We start from the raw sequence: 18344 nt of genomic DNA on the forward strand, positions 1-18344 counted from the left end.
CGTGCGCGTGGCTTGGGCGGCCGCAGCCGCCCTTCTGTTGGTGGCCTCGTGCCCGGCCGTCGCGTCAGCGGTCCCGTCGGCGTCGCCGCTCGGACCGTTGACCCCGACCGAACAGCATGCGCGCTGCGCCCGCCCGGTCGCCGCGCCCGCGACGGACATCCCGGCCGGCCACGACCTACTCGATGTCGCCGCCGCTCACCAGTTCAGTCGCGGCGAAGGGGTCACCGTCGCGGTGATCGACACCGGGGTGACACCGCATCCCCGCCTACCGGGTCTCGTCGCGGGCGGCGACTACGTGTCCGGCGGCGACGGCTTGTCCGACTGCGACGTCCACGGCACGCTGGTCGCCGGGATCATCGCCGCGCGAAACGGCCCCGACGATGGCTTCGTCGGGGTCGCACCCGCCGCGCGGATCGTCTCCATCCGGCAGTCGTCCGGCGCGTTCCGCGCGAAGACGTCCCGGACCGCGAACGCCGCTGAGGCGACGGTCGGCGTCGGCTACGGTCCGCTCGCGACACTGGCCAAGGCGATCGTGCGCGCCGTCGACCTCGGTGCGGACGTCGTCAACATCTCGGAGACGGCGTGCCTGCCGCCATCCGATGCGCTCGGCGACGACTCCGTCGGCCAGGCCTTGCAGTATGCGCTCGCCAAGGATGTCGTCGTGGTGGCCGCGGCGGGCAACCTCGCCGAAGCGACGTCGTGCCGAGAACAGAATCCCGATCCGGTCACCGACATCAAGACCGTCGCAACACCGGCCCGGTTCGCACCTCTCGTCGTGACCGTCGGCGCCGCGCAGGCATCCGACGGCACCGCCGCATCGTTCAGTCTGCGCGGACCGTGGGTGTCGGTCGGTGCGCCCGGCACCGACGTAGTCAGCATCGCTCCGGCCGTCGGCGGCCCCCGGCCGGTCTACGCGTTGGCGGGTGCCGACGGCGCGAATCCGTTGGCGGGCACCAGCTACGCCGCCGCGTACGTCGCAGGCACTGTCGCGCTGGTGCGGTCTCGTTTCCCGGAACTGTCGGCGGCCGAAGTGATCGCGAGGATCGTCTCGACCGCGCACGGCGGCGGACACGACGGCGCGCTCGGCGCGGGAGTCGTCGACCCTGTCGCCGCGCTCACCGCACACCTACCGCCGCGGCCAGATCCGGCTGTCGGGCATGCGGTCGACGCGCCGTCGCCACCCGATCGTGCGCCGGGCGGCAGCGGGCGCATCCTGATCACCGCAACGCTGGCGGTGATCGTGCTAGCCGTCAGTTGGCGGTTCGCGCGGGCCGCAGTTCCCGTGGCAACGCGAACGTCAACGTCTCCTCGGCGGTGGTGACGGTCTCGACGTCGTTGAAGCCGTGCTCGGCGAGCAGGTCGATCACACCGCGCACCAACACCTCGGGCACTGATGCACCCGAAGTGAGGCCCACCGTTCTCACGCCGTCGAGCCACGTCGGATCGATTTCGCGCGCATAGTCGACGAGGTACGACGACTTCGCGCCGTTCTGCAGTGCCACCTCGACGAGGCGGACCGAGTTCGACGAGTTCTTCGATCCGACGACGATCACCAGATCGCACTTCGGAGCCATCGCCTTCACGGCCACCTGGCGGTTCTGGGTGGCGTAGCAGATGTCGTCTGACGGCGGGTCGTTGAGCAGCGGAAACTTCTCGCGCAACCGTTTGACCGTCTGCATCGTCTCGTCCACCGACAGGGTGGTCTGCGACAGCCAGACGACCCGCTCGGGATCTCGGACCTGCACCTGGTCGACGGCATCGGGCCCGTCGACCAGTTGGATGTGCTCGGGCGCCTCGCCTGCGGTGCCTTCGACCTCCTCGTGACCTTCGTGGCCGATGAGGACGATGTCGTAGTCGTCGCGCGCAAAACGCTTCGCTTCCTGGTGCACCTTGGTGACCAGCGGGCAGGTGGCGTCGATGGTCTGCAGGCTCCGTTGCGCCGCGGTGCGATGGACTTCCGGGGACACGCCGTGCGCGGAGAAGACGACGATCGCACTCTCCGGCACCTCGTCGGTCTCGTTGACGAAGATCGCCCCCCGATCGGAGAGGGTCTCGACCACGTGCCGGTTGTGGACGATCTCCTTTCGGACGTACACCGGCGCACCATGCTTGTCGAGTGCACGCTCCACGGCCTCGACGGCACGATCGACGCCCGCGCAATAGCCGCGCGGGGAGGCGAGGAGGACACGCTTGGATTCAGCCATAACACCAATCGTACGGCTGTGAGAAGCTGAGTACATGAATCGTCCTCCGTACCCCGCTCGCGTGGTCGCCGGTCTGCTGGCCACGACCGTCGAGGAGACCCGGAAACTGCCAACGCGTGCCATCACGCTGCCCATGTCCGCGGTCAGCACTGCACTGCAGGTCGGCATGCGTCTGCAGCAGAACATCGCCGAGCTCGCCATCAAGGGCGACGACGTGCTGGCGCCGATCTTCGACAAGGCCGAGGAGCAGCCCGCGTGGGCGACCTTCGACGAGGACGACGACGAGACGCCGCCGCCCGCCCCCGCGAAACCGGCGGCAACCGAGTCCGAGGCAGACGAGCCGACCGAGCCTGCCGCGGGCAGGTTCGCGCTCTACAGTTCGTCGACCGCCGACGTCGCCCCCGGTGCGACCGAGGCGGCACCTACCGCACCGCAGTCGGGCTCGGGCCCGCAGATCGTCGCCGACCTCGACTACGACTCGTTGACGCTCGCACAGTTGCGCGCCAAGGTCCGTTCGCTCGCCCTCGCCGATCTGCAGGCGCTCGCCGAGTACGAGCGCGCCAACCGCAACCGGTCGCCGTTCGTGACGATGATCGACAACCGGGTCGTCGCCGAGCAGAAAAAGGCCGACGCCGCCCAGTGACGTCCGGATCAGTGGGGCAGACACCGGCCAGCTCGGCCGACGCGCCGTGGCCGGTGCGCACGCTCAGCTTCAAGCTCGGCGAATGGATTCACCGGCTCGGTCAAGTGTGGGTGGAAGGCCAGATAACCCAGATCAATGCTCGCCCGGGTACGCGCACGGCGTTCCTCACGCTGCGTGACCCGGCCGCCGACGTGTCGATCTCGGTGACCTGCGACCCAAACATCTTGCGGCGCAGCCCCGTTCCGTTGACAGACGGAACGCGCGTCGTCGTCTGTGGGCGGCCGAACTTCTATTCTGGGCGCGGCACGCTGTCGTTGCGGATCACCGAGATCCGGCCGGTCGGCATCGGTGAACTGCTCGCACGGATCGAGCGGCTCCGCGGGCTGCTGGCTGCCGAAGGACTATTCGACGCGCGCCGCAAGCGGCCGCTCCCCTTCCTCCCGCACACTGTCGGACTGATCTCCGGGCGCGCGAGCGCCGCCCAGCGCGATGTCGTTGCGGTCGCCGAACAACGTTGGACGGCAGTACGTTTCGACATCCGCGACACGCCGGTCCAAGGTCCGTCGGCGGTGCCCGCAATCCTCACCGAGCTCGCAGCGTTGGACGCCGACCCACGCGTCCAAGTGATCATCATCGCCCGCGGCGGCGGCAGCGTCGAAGATCTGCTGCCGTTCTCGGACGAGACACTCCTGCGAGCGGTGTCGGACTGTTCGACACCGGTGATCAGCGCGATCGGGCACGAACCGGATAGCCCGCTGCTCGATTTGGTGGCCGACGTCCGTGCCGCGACCCCGACCGACGCCGCTAAACGAGTCGTCCCGGACGTCACCGCGGAACTCGCTTCCATCGCGTCGCTGCGGGAACGCAGCGCGCACGCACTGCGCAACTGGGTACACCGTGAGCAACGCGTCCTCGACGGACTGCGCGCCCGGCCGGTGCTGGCGCGACCACTGTCGATGATCGACAGTCGGCAGGAACGCGTGGACGCAGCCCTCGTCGACGTGCGACGCAGCGTCCGACATCTGTTGACGGTCGAAGAGCACCGGAACTCGCAGCTCACCGCCCGGCTGGCGACGCTGGGCCCCGCCCAGACTCTGGCGCGCGGCTACGCTGTGGTGCAGCGCACCGACATCGACCATCCGCACGCGGTGGCGAGCGTCGACGAACTGCCCGCGGGCGCGCAAGTCCGCATCCGGGTGGCCGACGGCTCGGCGTTCGCGAGCATCCGCGAAGGAGACGACTCATGACCGAACCCGCCCCCGTCGATCAACTCGGATACGAGGACGCGCGAAACGAACTGTCGGAAGTGGTGACTGCGCTGGAGCGCGGCGGACTCGGTCTCGACGAGTCGCTGACCCTGTGGGAGCGGGGCGAAGCGCTCGCCGCCCGCTGCACCGCCCACCTTGAGGGTGCCCGCACCCGCATCGAAGCCGCACTCAACCCCGCCGACGAGGACGACTGACCGCCTCCGTCCGGCTGGCCGGGCAGAGGCGACACCCGTCTAACCTGTCGGCATCGGCCGGTCGACTTTGAGGGGTTTCGCGGCGAGGACCGCTTCCGCGAGAGTCTGCATGGATTCGTCCTTGCCACGGCTCTTGATACCGATCCGCACGTCGCCGAGGTCGACGATCCACGCTTTCTGACGGTCGAGGTTCTCGTAGGTCACCCACATCTGCCCGCCGATGTCGCGGGGTCCGGTACCCGAGGTGTCGTCGCCGAGAAGTTTGCGCATCAAGGCTTCTTCCGTGGCGTCGGTCTGCGCGAGTTGGATGTAGGCGCCGCCGGTGGTGATCCAGCCGACGTTGCTGGAGATCGTCGCGGCGATCTCTTGCGTGGAACCTGAATTGGCCTGCCAGTCGTTCGGGACTTTCGGATCCCGGATCGGGAACCGCATGGTGTTGGCATCCGCGCGGAGCCCGTCGGAGACGTCGAAGTGGGGGATGTTCTGTTCGGTGGCATCCGACCCGAAACCCCAACTGCAACTGCCTGCGATACCTGCGACGACGAGGACTATCACGCCCAAAGCGATGAGCGACCAGATGAGGTCCTTGCCGTCGTGCAGGATCCTGGGTTTGTCGGCCATGCCAGTCATTATCCATCAGCCCCGGCGGCACCCTGGGACGCGGGTTGCCGACTGTGCGTGAAAGAATGGCCAGGTCTGAGTTGTGCCTAACGAGCGGAGACCCATGTCGACCAAGCAAGCCCCGGACCGTAATCTCGCGCTGGAACTCGTCCGCGTCACTGAGGCCGCAGCTCTCGCGGCCGGACGCTGGGTGGGCCGCGGCGACAAGAACGGCGGCGACGGCGCCGCGGTCGACGCGATGCGCGAACTTCTCTCGACCGTCTCGATGCGCGGCACTGTCGTCATCGGCGAGGGCGAGAAGGACGAGGCTCCGATGCTGTACAACGGCGAGGTCGTCGGCAACGGTGAGGGCCCCGAAGTGGATGTCGCGGTCGATCCGATCGACGGCACCACCTTGATGGCGGAGGGTCGTCCGAACTCGATCGCAGTCATCGCGGTCTCCGAGCGCGGCAGCATGTTCGACCCGTCGGCCGTGTTCTACATGGACAAGATCGCGGTCGGTCCGGCAGCCAAGGGTGCTATCGACATCAACCAGTCGGTCGAGTGGAACATCAACTCGGTTGCTGCCGCGAAGGGCATCGACGTCGCCGACCTGACCGTCGTCGTCCTCGACCGTCCGCGGCACGCCGATCTGCTCTCGCAGATCCGCGAAGCAGGCGCAAAGATCCGCCTGATCTCCGACGGCGACGTCGCTGGCGCGGTCGCCGCTGCGGGCGACTACAGCACCGTCGACATGTTGATGGGTGTCGGCGGAACCCCCGAAGGCATCATCAGCGCCGTCGCCATGAAATGCATGGGCGGTGAGATCCAGGGCAAGCTGTGGCCGACGGACGACGCCGAGCGGCAGAAGGCCATCGACGCCGGCCACGATTTGGACCGCGTCCTTACCACCGACATCTTGGTCGGAGGCGAGAACTCTTTCTTCTGCGCGACGGGAGTCACCAACGGCGACATGCTCCGCGGCGTCACCTACCGCCCAAACGGTGCGACGACCCGTTCGCTCGTCATGCGCTCTAAGTCGGGCACCATCCGCACCGTCGAAGCCGTCCACCAGACGTCCAAGCTCCGCGAATACGCGCGACTGGACATCTGATCCTTCCGCCTCACCTCAGCTGACAGTCGTCTACCGTGCGTGCGTGAGTTCGGCCACCCGCCCGTCGAGCATCCGGACCACCTCGTCGGCGTCGTCGAGCGCCCGCGGGTCATGGGTGACGAACAGAGCGGCCACATCATGCTCCGACACCAGACGCACGAGAAGATCGATCATCTCGGCGGCACGATGCGAGTCCAGAGCCGATGTCGGCTCGTCTGCGAGAAGCAGTGCGGGCTCCCCCATCAGTGCCCGGGCAATGTTCACGCGCTGCCGCATACCGCCGGACAACTGACCGGGACGACGGTCCACCGCATCGGCGAGCCCGACCTCAGCGAGCAGGTCGCGGGCCCGCGCCTTATGCCGGTTCGGCCGCCCCCCGGCCACGTGGATCGGCAATAGCACCTGTTCGAGCGCGGTCAAGTCAGGCAGCAGATTATCGTGCTGGAATACGAAGCCGACCTGTTCGCGGCGCAGCCGCGCACGGTCCTCGGCGTCCAGGTTCTCCACCGTTTCACCGGCGACCTCCACATGACCGGAGTCGGGGGTGATGAGCGTCCCAGCCACCGAGAGCACGCTGGACTTGCCGCAGCCGGACGGGCCGGTGAGACCGACGAGACGCCCGCGAGGCACGGACAGACTGACGCCGTCGACAGCCAGTATGCGGTCACGGTCACCGTCCGGGTAGGTGAGGTTCACGTTGTCGAGAACGAGAGACATCGGGCAACTCCTTGCTGTGAAATGAATCGGAAGCTAGCGGTGGTCAGCGGTTGAGGGCGGTCAGCGGGTCGACTTTGACCAGCGGCCGGAGCGCGATCGCCGCACCCGCCAGCCCCAGGACCGCCATTCCTGCGAGTAGCGCGATCATCGACATCGCATCGAAGGCGATGGGTACGGTCCCCGACGCGATCGCGGCGCCGACCGCGCCGACGGCCCCACCGGCCAGCAGTCCTGCGAAGAGGACGACAGCGGCCTGGCCGAGTCCGTCGCGAATCAGATAGTTGCGGCCTGCGCCCATGGCGCGGACCACCGCAAGCGAACGCACCCGCTGACCCGTCCACACGGCAAAGAATCCGCACACGACGATCGCCGAGATCGCCAGCAGGAGTCCCTGAATGAGCAGCAGCGACGCGTGCTCGGACTTGTATCCCGGCACCAACGACACCGCATCGCCGTGCGACGTCGCGACCATCCCCGCCGGTGCCGAAGAGTCCGCCGTCAGCACCGCGGACGCCGAGTCTCGGCCGGTCGCCGACACCCACGCCGCGTACGGCATTCGTATCACCGGGGTGTGCGCGTACTTGCCGGTGTCGCCGACCGCGTCGACGCGGACCTCCTTTGTGCCGACGACTATGTCAGATCCGGCCGACAGTCCGAGTGAGTCCGCGGTCTCGGAGTCGACGGTCACCTCGTCGACGTCGCTGAATCCGAACGCCGATGCGGCGGCCGCCCGGCCGCCCGCGGTGATGCGCGTCGTGGCGACGCCGAGGACTGTCGCATGCGGGTCGTCCTCACGAGCTTGCCCGACCGCTGCGTCGTCGACGCGGCTGTCAGTCAAACTCGATGCCTCCCCGCCTGCGTCCGCCTGAGTGATCACCGCGTCGCCGGGCAGTGCCCGGACCGCCGACGTGGATTCCGCATCGAGCCCCGCGGTCAACGCCGACAACATCACGACCATCAGCGACAATAGCGCGATCACACCGCTGATCAGCGCGAACCTTCCTTTAGCGTCACGTATCTCGCGCCAGCCGATATACACTTCGAATCCTCCTGAAAGCTGCTCGCCCAGCAGTTCGCCGGGACTACTCAAGCTTGTCGCGCGGCCCCCTCCCCGGGCATCGCCCCGGACTCCCACTTTCGGCTCCACCTATCGGCGACGCGACATCCATCGAAAGGTGTAGACGTCGCAGCCAGCGCACGATCACAGCGATACTGGGAGACATGGCCGACGACCGAAGCACCGACCGCTACGCCGAATGGGCAGGCCACCTCCTATTCACGACGCTGATGATCGTCGGTGTCGCCAACACCGTCGCCGACGACGAGAGGCACGTCCGCACGCTGGTGTGCGCAGGACTGTTCGCCGCCTGGTACGCGATCGGCGCGGTCTCGTCTGCTCGCGGCCGACGCGACCTCGCGGTCCCCTGGGTCCTGATATTGGCGGCCGGCTGGATCGGGCTCTCCGTCGTATCGTCAGATTTCGTGTGGATCGCGTTTGTAGTGGCCATGCTGTGCTGGCATTTCCTGCCACGCGGGGTGGCCGTCGCCGTCGCGGTCGTAGTCGCGGCGACTGCTGTGACCGCGGTACGCGTCGACACCGGCGGGTTCACCGTCGGCGGCGTGATCGGCCCACTCATCGGCATCGCCACCGCAGTCGCGGTGACCGAGGCGTTCGGCCGAATCACCACGATGGTCGACGAACGTGACCGGCTCGTCGCCGAGTTGATCGCCACCCGTGAGCAACTCGCCGAGCGCGAGCACGATGCCGGAGTGCTGGCCGAACGTGAACGTCTTGGCGGCGAGATCCACGACGGCACCGGGCAGTCACTCGCCAGCATCATCATGTTGCTGCGGGCCGCCACGTCGGCCACCACGTCGCCCGAGCAGAACGCATCGCAGACCGCGACGGCACTCGAGACCGCTCAGACTGCACTCGCCGAGTCTCGGCGCTTCCTCCGCGGTCTAGACGGACCGCAGTCGCCTGCCGAAGGACTGCCCGGCGCACTCGCCGAGCAGGTCACGGCGTTGTCTCGGGACGGGGTCCCCACCGCGTTCGCCGAGCACGGTGTTCCGGCGTTGCTGCCCGAACAGGTGCAGGTCGCTCTGCAGCGGACGGTGCAGGAGTCGCTGTTGAACGTGCGGCGGCACGCCGGAGCCCGGTCGGCCGCAGTCACTCTCACGTACCTTCCGGACGAGGTGCATCTGGACATCGTCGACGACGGAGTCGGCATGGACCCGGAGGGCCCGTCGCCCGCCTGCGACGACACTGCGGGCAGCGGGTTCGGCCTTCGAGCGATGCGCGCCCGGATCCGCTCATGTAGTGGTGAACTCACCGTCGAGTCGACGCCCGGCGACGGCACGACGATCCACGTCAACGTCCCGATCGAGAGGCACCGATGATTCGAATCATGATCGTTGACGACCACCCCGTGGTCCGCGCGGGTCTGCGTGCGGTGTTGGGAGCCGTCCCCGATTTCACCGTCGTCGCGGAGGCCGCCGGTGCCGCCGAATCCGTCGAGATCGCGTCCACGACCGGTCTCGACGTGGTGCTGATGGACCTGCGACTGCACGGTGCGGATCCGGCTGCGGACGGGGTGTACGCGACCCAAGCGATCCGTGCGATCGCCGATCCGCCGCAGGTGCTGATTGTGACCACCTATCAGTCGGACGCCGACATCGTGCGCGCCGTCGAAGCCGGCGCCGTCGGATATCTCCTCAAGGACGCATCTCCCGAGACGTTGATCGGCGCCATCCGGTCCGCCGCCGACGGTGAGACCGTTCTCGGTCCCGCCATCGCGGCCAAGCTGCTGACTCGCGTCACTTCGCGTGAGGCGCCACTCACCGCGCGGGAACTCGAGATCGTCCAGAGCCTCGCCGACGGCGGCTCCAACCGAGAGATCGCTCGCAAGATGTTCATCTCGGAGGCGACGGTCAAGTCACATCTGGTCCACATCTTCGACAAGCTCGGCGTCAATAGCCGTACGAAAGTCCTTGCGATGGCACGGGAGCGCGGTCTCATCCCGTGAGTCGTGCCGCATCGGGGCGACTCGGCGTACCCTCAGCCGCATGACTGCGACTTTCCCGGAGAACTGGTCGACCGCTCTCGTCCTCGTCGCCCACCCGGACGACCCCGAGTACGGGATGGCGGCCGCCGTCGCCCGGTGGACGGCGGGCGGCAAGCGGATCGTGTACGCGCTCGCCACCAGTGGCGAAGCCGGGATTCAGGGTATGTCGCCCGAGGAGTGCGGCCCACTACGAGAGGGTGAGCAGATCGCGTCGGCCGCGGTAGTCGGGGTCGACGAAGTCGAGTTCTGGGGCTTCCACGACAGCGAGATCTTCAATACCCCTGAGCTCCGCGCGAAGGTCACCGAGACCGTCGAGCGAATCCGGCCCGACATCGTGCTCAGCTTGTTCGGCGGCCCCGAATGGGCGCCGGGCATACCAAACCAACGCGATCACATGCAGTTCTCCGATGCGGTCGTCGAAGCATTCGACGCCTTGGCGACCCCGCCTCGCGCCCTGTTCTGCAATGGCCCGAACATCACGCACGCCGCCGACGTCGAGGGGTTCACCGACGCCGCCATTCGCGCACTCGAATGCCACCGGGTCTACTTGGAAGTCCTGGACCCGCAGACGCCCGTCGTCGACCAGGCGACGGCCCAAGTCGCCCGTGGCACCGGACCTATCGACGGTTTCGACGCCGCCCGCGCTTCTGGATTCGAACTCCTGCGCGGCACCGCATAACGACGAAAAGCCCCGAGGCCGCACGCGTGATCGCGTGCGGCCTCGGGTCGCTGAAGGGTCGGTGAGGTCAGTTGCCGCTTGGGATGAGCGAACGCAACTGCTCCGGGACCAGCGCGGCGAGGTTGCCGAGCAGACCGCCCAGCACGTCACCGTTCGGGCTGGTCTCGGGCTTCGGGGCCTGATCCGGCGAGTCAACGTTCACGCCGATCGTGATCTTCGGGTGCTTCGCCGGGTCGAGCCACTTGAGGATGTTGACCATCGTCTGGCGTTCGGTTGCGACACAGCCCCACGTCGGTTCGCCGTTGTCGACGTGCAGGAAGATCGCTGACGCGTCGCCAGGGGTGCGAGTCGGGTTGTGGTTGATGTTGACGGCGTAGTCGTACACCGGCCCCGAGTCGTACAGGTTCTCGCTGTCGCCGCCGGGGCTCTGCGCCTGCTTCACGTGTTGGTTGTACGTCGGCGACTTCGGGTTCGCATCCCACCAGTCCTGTTGGGTCGCTTGGAAGTACGGCATCTTGGTGCCCGGATTGGACTGGCGGCCGAAGGCTTGGTCGAGCGGGAAGGTGCCTTGCGGAGTGCGGTACACGTTGTCCTGCGCCTTACCCATGCCCTTCTCGCCGAGGTACGCCTTTACCGGGCCGATGCCCTCGACCGGCTTCCACGCACCCTGCGCGTCCTTCTCGAACCCGGTGAGCGTAGCGGTCTGCGACGACGCGACCGCCGCGGTCACGACGATCATCTGCCCGGTGTTGTCGGCGGCCTCGCCGGGCGCAGACGGCACGCCGGGGATCTGGAAGTTCTTCAAAATGCCGTCGATCAACGACGTCACATCGGTGTTCGGAGCGGGATTCGGCGTAGTCGGCGCGGCGGACGCCTGCCCTGTCCCGACTACAAGAGCGACGACGCTCGCCACCGCCAGTAGTCCCACTTGCCACATTCGCCTCATCAGTAACTTCAGCACCACCTTAGTGTGCCAGCGGTTACGGACACTTCGCCACCTTGCGAGAGCATCGTCACCTTTCCGCAATGCGATGACCGGCGACTATCGTCGGGGCCATGACCACTACTCCCCCTCCCCGCTGGATCACCGACACCGACCCAGGACACAGCGAGTGGTATGTCCAGCGGTTCCGCGCGATGGCCGCCGACGGCGCGGACCTGTTCGGCGAACCCCGACTCATCGACGCGATGGTGAGCCGGTCGTCGCGAATCCTCGACGCCGGATGCGGCCCCGGCCGCGTCGGCGGATACTTACAGTCGGTGGGACACGACGTCGTCGGCGTCGACGTCGATCCCGTACTCATCGAGGCCGCGATCACCGACTACCCGGGCCCGGACTGGCAGGTCCACGACCTGGCGACCCTCGACCTCCGCATGGACGACCACTCTCGCCGCGAGTTCGACGCGATCGTCTGCGCAGGGAACGTTCTCGCGTTTGTCGCACCCGACACCGAAGCCCTGGTCCTGAGCCGACTCGCCGACCATCTCGCCGACGGCGGCTTCATCGCCGTCGGCTTCCACACGGCGAAACTCCCGATCGGCACATTCGACGCAGCCCTCGCAGAGACAGATCTCCGGCTGGACCTGCGACTGTCCACCTGGGACGTCCGACCGTGGCACGACGACGCCGACTTCGCCGTGTCAATCCTGCGACGCGCGTGAGTGGGTCGTACACGGGCACGGAAGGACCCATAGGACGACGTACGGCCTGAGCGGTACCACTCGCGCGAGGCGGTCGATCTGTGGCTGAGTTCGGCCTCATCCACAGATCGGCTATTCAGCCGGGATTCGCCGGAATCGCCGTACGGATTCGGCAATCCTCGCCCCATGGATGAGATTCGGCCCGGCGTGTACCCGGCCAACCAGTTGTACAAGGCGATCGGGCGGGCGAGTCTCGAGAAGTTGATCCGCGAAAAGAAGGCTGAGTCGTTACGCACGGGTTGGGTCAAAGTCGGCGAACCCGCGCAGGACATCGTCAATGCGATCCGACGGGGCGGCGTGCTCAGTTGCCTGTCCGCGTTGAAACGACACCACGTATGGGTGCCGGAGTTCCACGACCTTCACGTGCGCGGGAATCGATGGGCGGTGGCTAATCGGAGGGGTCCGTTCTGCCGTCGGTTCGGCCGCCCGTTGTCCGAGTACGGTGCCGTAGACGATGTCCCCACAGCGCTGGCCCACGCCGCCCGGTGTCTCGACGACGAAGGCCTAGTGGTGGTGACCGATTCGATTCTTCACCTCGGTCTCATGAGTCTCGATGAGGTCGAGTACCTCTTCCGCGACGCGCCGGAACGGATCAGGCGCCTACTCGGCAAGTGCGATCATCGTGCCGAGTCCGGACCGGAGTCGATGGTTCGCTTCCGACTCTCGAACGAGACCGTGAAGGTAGACATCCAGGTGCCGATCGACGGTGTCGGCCGCGTCGACCTCCTTGTCGGGAGATGGCTGATCATCGAGACCGACGGTTTCGAATTCCATGGAGACAAGCCGACCTTCAGCCGCGATCGGCGCCGCATGGTCGATGCACAGATCCGGGGCTACACATATCTCCCCTTCAGCTACGAACAGATCGCCTACCAACGGGAGTCGTCGCATGCGCAGATGATGACTGCGATCCGCAACGGAGCCCATCGTCGACCCGCGCAGATCACGCGAGTGGTACCGGAGGAGCGATAGGTGCCCAGATCGATCCGCCTACCGTCCCAGCGGTACCACTCGCGCAGGAGACTACGGTGCCCCAGGAGCAAACTCCTCCAGCATGTCGGTGACGAGGGCGGCGATCGGCGAACGCTCGCTGCGGGTGAGCGTGACGTGCGCGAACAGCGGGTGTCCCTTGAGCTTCTCGATCACCGCGGCGACTCCGTCATGGCGCCCGACACGCAGATTGTCACGCTGGGCGACATCGTGTGTGAGCGCCACTCTCGACCCTGATCCCAGCCGGGACAGGACGGTGAGCAGCACGTTCCGTTCGAGTGACTGCGCCTCGTCGACGATGACATACGAATCGTGCAGGGAGCGGCCGCGGATGTGCGTCAACGGGAGAACTTCGAGCATGCCGCGGGCGAGCACCTCGTCGATGACCTCGGTGGAGACAAGCCCTTCGAGCGTGTCGAAGACCGCCTGAGCCCACGGCCCCATCTTGTCCTGCTCACTGCCGGGCAGGTAGCCGAGGTTCTGCCCGCCGACCGCGTACAGCGGGCGGAACACGACGACTTTCCGCTGCGTCCGACGTTCCAGGACAGCCTCGAGTCCCGCACACAGGGCGAGCGCCGACTTTCCGGTTCCGGCCTTGCCGCCGAGAGAGACGATGCCGACCGACTCGTCGAGTAGCAGGTCGAGAGCGACACGCTGTTCGGCGGATCGGCCGCGCAGACCGAACACTTCCCGGTCGCCGCGAACCAACTGGACCTGTTTGGTGTCGGTCACCCGGCCGAGTGCACTGTTGCCCGCGCCGACCAGGCGGACGCCGGTATTGCACGGCAGGTCGCGCGCGTCGTCAACGTCGACGACGCCGTCCGCGAACAGCGTGTCAACGTCGGAGTCGACGACGTCGAGTTCGGCCATCCCGGTCCACCCGGAGACGACCACGTCCTGGGCGTGGTATTCGTCGGCGGCGAGGCCGACCGCTCCGGCTTTGACACGCAGGGGCGTGTCTTTGGAGACGAGGGTGACGTCGCGGTGTTCGGCCCGCAGGTTGAGCGCGCAGGCGAGGATCCGCGAGTCGTTGGTGTCGTTGCGGAACCCGGCAGGCAACACAGACGGGTCGGTGTGGTTGAGCTCCACCTGGACGGTCCCGCCGTCGTCACCGACCGGCAGCGGAACGTCGAGCCGACCGTGTTCGACGCGCATGTCGTCGAGAAGACGGAGTGCTTGGCGTGCGAACCAACCAAGTTCGCTGTGGTGGCGTTTGCCCTCGAGTTCGCTGATCACGACCAGTGGCAGAACCACATGGTGTTCGGCGAAGCGAGTCACTGCCCATGGATCGGAGAGCAGGACAGATGTGTCGAGGACGTAGGTGCGTGCGGTCACGTCTGGCTCCTTGGCGCCGTGCGGCTCCCGCACGGACCGAGTGTCTCCGGCCGGCCGGTTCGTGCCCTGCAGCCTGTAGGTCAGGCAGCGTTGGCGAGGACCGGGGCCGGTCCTCTCGTGACGTGATCGTCCACGAATCGAACCTCCCGAACGAACCGCTTCCCCACGGCCCGTCATGACCCAACGTACGCCGCGTCACACTGCGAACCTCTCAACGTGAGTCAGCGTGTCAATGAACGTCCGGTTACCGCGGCGTGTCCGATCCGACGCCGTCCGGATGGGACACGACGAAGCCCACAGGTCGAAGTCCCGTGGGACATCGAACCTGTGGGCTGGTGCGTCGTTCAGCGGCTCAGTGGCCTGCGGCGCGCTCCAGGATCCGAGCGCGTGCGGCCTGTGCTTCGTCGCTCAAGCTCTGCAGGCTCTCGAGTTTGAGTTCCTGCGCGAGTTTGGCGGCGATGGCCGCGTCGGAGGCGGCGTCTTCGAAGTCGCTGATGTAGTCACGTTGCGTGTCGAAGTCGGCGATGTCCGAACCGATGTGTTCGATGCCGGCGAGGGCCCGGTCGACGGCGAGGACGGTTGCTTCTTGGTCGGCGACGGCACCGGCCATCAGGTACGCCTGGAACATGGCTGCCTGTGCGGCGTCGTCAGTCCGGATCTTCTCCAAGATGGTGACTAGGTCGGGATCCTCGGCGTACTCGATCAGGTTGGTGATGAAGTGCGCGCACTGGTTCTCGTGGACGGCGAGGATCGCGAGAACGTCGAGCGGGCCGAGTCCGGCAACGCCTTCGGGAGTCTGCTTCCATCCGGCGACGACGTGGATGCGCCGACGGTTCTCCGCGTCGACCGGATCCATCGCGCGGGTCACGACGAGGTAGTCGCGCAGCACGATCGAATGACGGTTGTCTTCGGCTGTCCACACGCCGATCAACTGGCGCCAGTCCGAGAAGGGTGGGAAGTGGATCGAGAGCACCCGGTGGATCGACGGCAGATTGTCTTTCGTCAGCAGCAGCGCGAGCAGGCCCGCGGCCGCGGTCGGCGACAGCGTTTCCTGGCCGGGCTCGAAGTCCTCGCCGCCGAGGAACGCGAAGTTGCGACCCTTGTCCCACGGCACCCAGTCGCCCGGGTTCCAGTGCAGGGCTGCTTCCGCATGTTCTTCGGCGATCTCGGGGAGCGCCTTCTCCAGTGCGGTGATCAACTCGTCTTCACTAAGTACTGGCACGTGAACCACCCTAATCGACGTTCGACGGAAACCGGTTATCGGCGATCGGGTTACCGACCGCTCATCAGCCCCCAGTCCTCGAGTCCCTCGTAGAGCGGGAAGTCGAGGGCCAGCGCGCTGACGCGGGCTCGGAGGGCGGTGACGTCGGCCGACTTGCCTGCCGCGAGCGCGGACCCGATGATGTCGGCGACCTCGGCGAACTCGGTGTCACCGAAACCGCGGGTGGCCAGCGCCGGGGTGCCGATGCGCAGACCTGATGTGACCATCGGCGGTCGCGGATCGAACGGCACCGCGTTGCGGTTGACGGTGATGCCGACCTCGTGGAGGAGGTCCTCGGCCTGCTGACCGTCGAGCTCGGAGTCTCGCAGGTCGACGAGCACCAGGTGGACATCGGTGCCACCGGTGAGGACAGTGACGCCCGCTTTGGCTGTGTCGTCGGCGAGCAGTCGGTCGGCGAGAATCTTGGCACCCGACAGGGTGCGCCGCTGACGTTCGGCGAACTCCTCGGTGCCCGCGACTTTGAGGGCGACGGCCTTGGCGGCGACGGCGTGCATGAGCGGACCACCCTGCTGGCCGGGGAAGACCGCCGAGTTGAGCTTCTTGGCCCACTCTTTCTTGGCGAGGATCATGCCCGAGCGGGGGCCGCCGAGAGTCTTGTGGACGGTGGTCGAGACGACGTCGGCGTGCTCGACGGGGTTCGGGTGCAGTCCGGCGGCAACGAGGCCCGCGAAGTGCGCCATGTCGACCCACAGGTAGGCGCCGACCTCATCGGCGATCGACCGGAACGCGGCGAAGTCGAGGGTTCGCGGGTAGGCCGACCAGCCTGCGACGATGACCTTCGGCTTGGTGTCGAGTGCGATCTTGCGCACCTCGTCCATGTCGATGCGGAAGTCTTCCTTGCTGACGCCGTAGAAGGCGTTCTCGTAGAGCTTGCCCGAGAAGTTCAGGCGCATACCGTGGGTGAGGTGCCCGCCGTGCGCGAGGTCGAGCCCGAGCAGCGTCTCCCCCGGCTCCATCAGGGCCTGGAGCACGGCAGCGTTGGCCTGTGCGCCCGCGTGCGGTTGGACGTTGGCGAATTCGGCGCCGAACAGTTCCTTGGCCCGGTTGCGCGCGATGTCTTCGACGACGTCGACGTATTCGCAGCCGCCGTAGTAGCGGCGTCCCGGGTACCCTTCGGCGTACTTGTTGGTGAGTACGCTCCCCTGCGCCTGCAGGACGGCGCGCGGCACGAAGTTCTCCGAAGCGATCATTTCGAGGGTGTCGCGCTGGCGGGACAACTCGCCGTTCATGGCGGCAGCCACATCGGGGTCGAGATCGGCCAGGGACTGCGTGAACAGGCTCATGATCTTAGTCTAATTCGACAGTTCGGTACGGAGAACCGCAGGGGTGAGGGGTTCGTCCAGCAGTCGACCGAATCGGGTGAGCCGAGCACCTGGCGCGTCGTCGAGCCATTGGCCGAGCAGTTGGTATCCCTCGACGTATGTGGAGATGTAGGCGCGCCATAGCGGTGAGGTGAGGAACCGTAGTTGTTGGCGTGCCCGGTCGGGGTTCACCAGCAACCACCTCTGCAGGAATCCGGCGACGGTGTCGGCGTCGGCGTGCGTGTCGTGCAGGAGCAGCGCGGCGTCTTGCCGGACGGTGAGCAGTCCCGCCGTCGCGGTCGACACCGCGCGGGCTTTCTCGGCGTCGAACCGCAGACCGAAGTCGGCGTAGATCTCGGCAGCCCACTCTTGCCAGGTGGGGGTCATCGCGGCGGCGAGGGCGTGATCGGCGAGCCCTTCGGCCATCAGGCATTGCGGCGTGTTGACGAGGAAGATCTGGTGTTCGAGCTGTCCGGTGCCGACGAGTTTCTGTTCTTTGCGGCAGTGCTCGGTGTGGTGGCCGGGGTACGCCTCGTGCGCGATCAGGCCGGGCAGTCCCGATAGATGCTGCGGCAGGTCGGTGTTGACGGCGACGTTCGACCGGTAGTCGCCGAGGTAGTAGTTGAAGCCCGACCACGGCTTGTCGGAGACGACGTCGAAGTCGACGACTTCGGTTGCCGGTAGCGGGAATTCGGCGCGGACGACGTCACGCAGGTTGCTGGCGAACGCCGCGATCAGCGGTTGGGTGAGGTGTGCCGGGATCTCTTCGGCTCGGCGGTACCGCTGATACTCGTCGCGGAGGGTGTCGCCCGTCGCGCCCGGCACACCGAGCGCTTCGGCGAGGTCGGTGTGCGCCTGCCGGTAGGTCGCGGGGTCGGCGGGCGCGATGTCGACGTCGAAGTAGGCGCGCACTTCGTCGACGAAGCCGACGGCGTCCCCCGCGAACTTGCGGGCCGAGCACTCCAACGCGCGGACGTGGGAGCCGACGAACTCCGCACGGTCGGCCGGCAGCCCGTCGGGCAGTCGATCCAACAGTGTGCGCGCTCGAGCAGCGAGATCGGCGGGGTCCGGCCGCGGCGCGTTCTGCGCTTCGGCTCGCAATGCGGGGTCGCCGGTGTACGCGTCGACGAACCCCTCTTCGAGTCGGTCGAAGGCCAGTCCGATGCGGAGGTATTCGATGACCGGGTCGTCGGACGGGCGCGCGGGGACAGTCATGCGACACAGGGTAGTTGCCTGCACGGTGCCGGGCGT

19 protein-coding genes are annotated in these 18344 nt (G+C 67.0%); 10 read left to right on the forward strand and 9 right to left on the reverse strand.

All coding sequences use genetic code 11. The features are described 5' to 3' along the window. Nucleotide 1: 1 nt before the first annotated feature. Nucleotides 2–1321 (forward strand): type VII secretion-associated serine protease mycosin, encoded by a 1320-nt coding sequence (gene mycP, locus MP11Mi_RS01950; protein ID WP_420040645.1) that lies wholly within the window; start codon nucleotides 2–4, stop codon nucleotides 1319–1321. Here mycP and MP11Mi_RS01955 read toward each other — a convergent pair. Beyond that, nucleotides 1251–2240, reverse strand: coding sequence for a 4-hydroxy-3-methylbut-2-enyl diphosphate reductase (locus MP11Mi_RS01955; protein WP_420040646.1), 990 nt, complete (start codon nucleotides 2238–2240; stop codon nucleotides 1251–1253). The two genes, mycP and MP11Mi_RS01955, sit on opposite strands and share 71 nt — an antisense overlap. On the opposite strand from MP11Mi_RS01955, the gene MP11Mi_RS01960 reads away from it, so the two are divergent. From MP11Mi_RS01960 to MP11Mi_RS01970, 3 genes are read left to right on the forward strand one after another with little or no spacing between them, the layout of a single operon-like run. After that, nucleotides 2239–2847 (forward strand): lipid droplet-associated protein, encoded by a 609-nt coding sequence (locus tag MP11Mi_RS01960; RefSeq protein ID WP_420040647.1) that lies wholly within the window; start codon nucleotides 2239–2241, stop codon nucleotides 2845–2847. The two genes, MP11Mi_RS01955 and MP11Mi_RS01960, sit on opposite strands and share 2 nt — an antisense overlap. Further along, a complete protein-coding gene (gene xseA, locus MP11Mi_RS01965) occupies nucleotides 2844–4094 on the forward strand; it encodes an exodeoxyribonuclease VII large subunit (RefSeq protein ID WP_420040648.1) in 1251 nt (416 codons plus the stop codon). Before MP11Mi_RS01960 ends, xseA begins: the two co-directional genes overlap by 4 nt. Beyond that, the gene (locus MP11Mi_RS01970; protein ID WP_420040649.1) at nucleotides 4091–4309 is read left to right on the forward strand and encodes an exodeoxyribonuclease VII small subunit; all 219 of its coding nucleotides are present in this window, start codon (nucleotides 4091–4093) and stop codon (nucleotides 4307–4309) included. Before xseA ends, MP11Mi_RS01970 begins: the two co-directional genes overlap by 4 nt. Nucleotides 4310–4348: 39 nt before the next feature. On the opposite strand, the gene MP11Mi_RS01975 is transcribed toward MP11Mi_RS01970, so the two are convergent. Next, complete coding sequence (locus MP11Mi_RS01975; protein WP_420040650.1) at nucleotides 4349–4930, reverse strand: DUF4245 domain-containing protein; 582 nt, start codon at nucleotides 4928–4930, stop codon at nucleotides 4349–4351. A gap of 103 nt (nucleotides 4931–5033) precedes the next feature. On the opposite strand from MP11Mi_RS01975, the gene glpX reads away from it, so the two are divergent. Beyond that, nucleotides 5034–6023 carry a class II fructose-bisphosphatase gene (glpX, locus tag MP11Mi_RS01980; protein WP_420040651.1) on the forward strand — a complete coding sequence of 330 codons (990 nt, stop codon included), beginning with the start codon at nucleotides 5034–5036 and terminating at the stop codon, nucleotides 6021–6023. 30 nt (nucleotides 6024–6053) lie between these two features. Here glpX and MP11Mi_RS01985 read toward each other — a convergent pair whose 3' ends face one another. After that, nucleotides 6054–6740 (reverse strand): ABC transporter ATP-binding protein, encoded by a 687-nt coding sequence (locus MP11Mi_RS01985; RefSeq protein ID WP_420040652.1) that lies wholly within the window; start codon nucleotides 6738–6740, stop codon nucleotides 6054–6056. 43 nt (nucleotides 6741–6783) lie between these two features. Continuing rightward, the gene (locus MP11Mi_RS01990; protein ID WP_420040653.1) at nucleotides 6784–7830 is read right to left on the reverse strand and encodes an FtsX-like permease family protein; all 1047 of its coding nucleotides are present in this window, start codon (nucleotides 7828–7830) and stop codon (nucleotides 6784–6786) included. 131 nt (nucleotides 7831–7961) lie between these two features. On the opposite strand from MP11Mi_RS01990, the gene MP11Mi_RS01995 reads away from it, so the two are divergent. From MP11Mi_RS01995 to MP11Mi_RS02005, 3 genes are read left to right on the forward strand one after another with little or no spacing between them, the layout of a single operon-like run. Continuing rightward, entirely contained in the window at nucleotides 7962–9140 is a 1179-nt protein-coding gene (locus MP11Mi_RS01995) for a sensor histidine kinase (protein ID WP_420040654.1), read from the forward strand. Beyond that, nucleotides 9137–9766 (forward strand): response regulator transcription factor, encoded by a 630-nt coding sequence (locus tag MP11Mi_RS02000; protein ID WP_420040655.1) that lies wholly within the window; start codon nucleotides 9137–9139, stop codon nucleotides 9764–9766. Before MP11Mi_RS01995 ends, MP11Mi_RS02000 begins: the two co-directional genes overlap by 4 nt. Nucleotides 9767–9806: 40 nt before the next feature. Further along, a complete protein-coding gene (locus tag MP11Mi_RS02005) occupies nucleotides 9807–10484 on the forward strand; it encodes a PIG-L deacetylase family protein (RefSeq protein WP_420040656.1) in 678 nt (225 codons plus the stop codon). 67 nt (nucleotides 10485–10551) lie between these two features. Here the strand turns inward: MP11Mi_RS02005 and MP11Mi_RS02010 are convergent, their stop codons facing one another. Continuing rightward, the gene (locus MP11Mi_RS02010) at nucleotides 10552–11421 is read right to left on the reverse strand and encodes a L,D-transpeptidase family protein (RefSeq protein ID WP_420041981.1); all 870 of its coding nucleotides are present in this window, start codon (nucleotides 11419–11421) and stop codon (nucleotides 10552–10554) included. A 119-nt stretch (nucleotides 11422–11540) separates the two neighbouring features. On the opposite strand from MP11Mi_RS02010, the gene MP11Mi_RS02015 reads away from it, so the two are divergent. Together MP11Mi_RS02015 and MP11Mi_RS02020 are read left to right on the forward strand one after the other, a co-directional pair. Beyond that, complete coding sequence (locus tag MP11Mi_RS02015) at nucleotides 11541–12146, forward strand: class I SAM-dependent methyltransferase (RefSeq protein WP_420040657.1); 606 nt, start codon at nucleotides 11541–11543, stop codon at nucleotides 12144–12146. A gap of 165 nt (nucleotides 12147–12311) precedes the next feature. Beyond that, nucleotides 12312–13157 carry a hypothetical protein gene (locus MP11Mi_RS02020; protein WP_420040658.1) on the forward strand — a complete coding sequence of 282 codons (846 nt, stop codon included), beginning with the start codon at nucleotides 12312–12314 and terminating at the stop codon, nucleotides 13155–13157. Nucleotides 13158–13208: 51 nt separating this feature from the next. Here MP11Mi_RS02020 and MP11Mi_RS02025 read toward each other — a convergent pair whose 3' ends face one another. The 4 genes from MP11Mi_RS02025 to MP11Mi_RS02040 form a co-directional block, all read right to left on the reverse strand. Then, a complete protein-coding gene (locus tag MP11Mi_RS02025) occupies nucleotides 13209–14510 on the reverse strand; it encodes a PhoH family protein (protein ID WP_420040659.1) in 1302 nt (433 codons plus the stop codon). A gap of 352 nt (nucleotides 14511–14862) precedes the next feature. Continuing rightward, the gene (locus MP11Mi_RS02030; RefSeq protein WP_420040660.1) at nucleotides 14863–15732 is read right to left on the reverse strand and encodes an acyl-ACP desaturase; all 870 of its coding nucleotides are present in this window, start codon (nucleotides 15730–15732) and stop codon (nucleotides 14863–14865) included. Between the two features lie 50 nt (nucleotides 15733–15782). Further along, on the reverse strand, nucleotides 15783–17075 hold the full coding sequence (gene glyA / locus MP11Mi_RS02035) for a serine hydroxymethyltransferase (RefSeq protein WP_420040661.1): 1293 nt from the start codon (nucleotides 17073–17075) through the stop codon (nucleotides 15783–15785). A gap of 9 nt (nucleotides 17076–17084) precedes the next feature. Then, nucleotides 17085–18308, reverse strand: a complete 1224-nt coding sequence (locus MP11Mi_RS02040; protein ID WP_420040662.1) for a DUF885 domain-containing protein — start codon at nucleotides 18306–18308, stop codon at nucleotides 17085–17087. Between the last annotated feature and the right edge of the window lie 36 nt (nucleotides 18309–18344).

It is taken from the genome of Gordonia abscondita, from assembly GCF_032711245.1.
GTDB lineage: Bacteria > Actinomycetota > Actinomycetes > Mycobacteriales > Mycobacteriaceae > Gordonia.

Coding starts and splice junctions, on each gene's coding strand:
- MP11Mi_RS01960 (WP_420040647.1), top strand. CDS start 2,239: ATGAATCGTCCTCCGTACCCCGCTCGCGTGGTCGCCGGTCTGCTGGCC.
- MP11Mi_RS02010 (WP_420041981.1), bottom strand. CDS start 11,421: ATGTGGCAAGTGGGACTACTGGCGGTGGCGAGCGTCGTCGCTCTTGTA.
- MP11Mi_RS02005 (WP_420040656.1), top strand. CDS start 9,807: ATGACTGCGACTTTCCCGGAGAACTGGTCGACCGCTCTCGTCCTCGTC.
- MP11Mi_RS02000 (WP_420040655.1), top strand. CDS start 9,137: ATGATTCGAATCATGATCGTTGACGACCACCCCGTGGTCCGCGCGGGT.
- MP11Mi_RS01955 (WP_420040646.1), bottom strand. CDS start 2,240: ATGTACTCAGCTTCTCACAGCCGTACGATTGGTGTTATGGCTGAATCC.
- MP11Mi_RS02020 (WP_420040658.1), top strand. CDS start 12,312: ATGGATGAGATTCGGCCCGGCGTGTACCCGGCCAACCAGTTGTACAAG.
- glpX (WP_420040651.1), top strand. CDS start 5,034: ATGTCGACCAAGCAAGCCCCGGACCGTAATCTCGCGCTGGAACTCGTC.
- MP11Mi_RS02040 (WP_420040662.1), bottom strand. CDS start 18,308: ATGACTGTCCCCGCGCGCCCGTCCGACGACCCGGTCATCGAATACCTC.
- MP11Mi_RS02015 (WP_420040657.1), top strand. CDS start 11,541: ATGACCACTACTCCCCCTCCCCGCTGGATCACCGACACCGACCCAGGA.
- MP11Mi_RS01970 (WP_420040649.1), top strand. CDS start 4,091: ATGACCGAACCCGCCCCCGTCGATCAACTCGGATACGAGGACGCGCGA.
- MP11Mi_RS01995 (WP_420040654.1), top strand. CDS start 7,962: ATGGCCGACGACCGAAGCACCGACCGCTACGCCGAATGGGCAGGCCAC.
- MP11Mi_RS01975 (WP_420040650.1), bottom strand. CDS start 4,930: ATGGCCGACAAACCCAGGATCCTGCACGACGGCAAGGACCTCATCTGG.
- MP11Mi_RS01985 (WP_420040652.1), bottom strand. CDS start 6,740: ATGTCTCTCGTTCTCGACAACGTGAACCTCACCTACCCGGACGGTGAC.
- glyA (WP_420040661.1), bottom strand. CDS start 17,075: ATGAGCCTGTTCACGCAGTCCCTGGCCGATCTCGACCCCGATGTGGCT.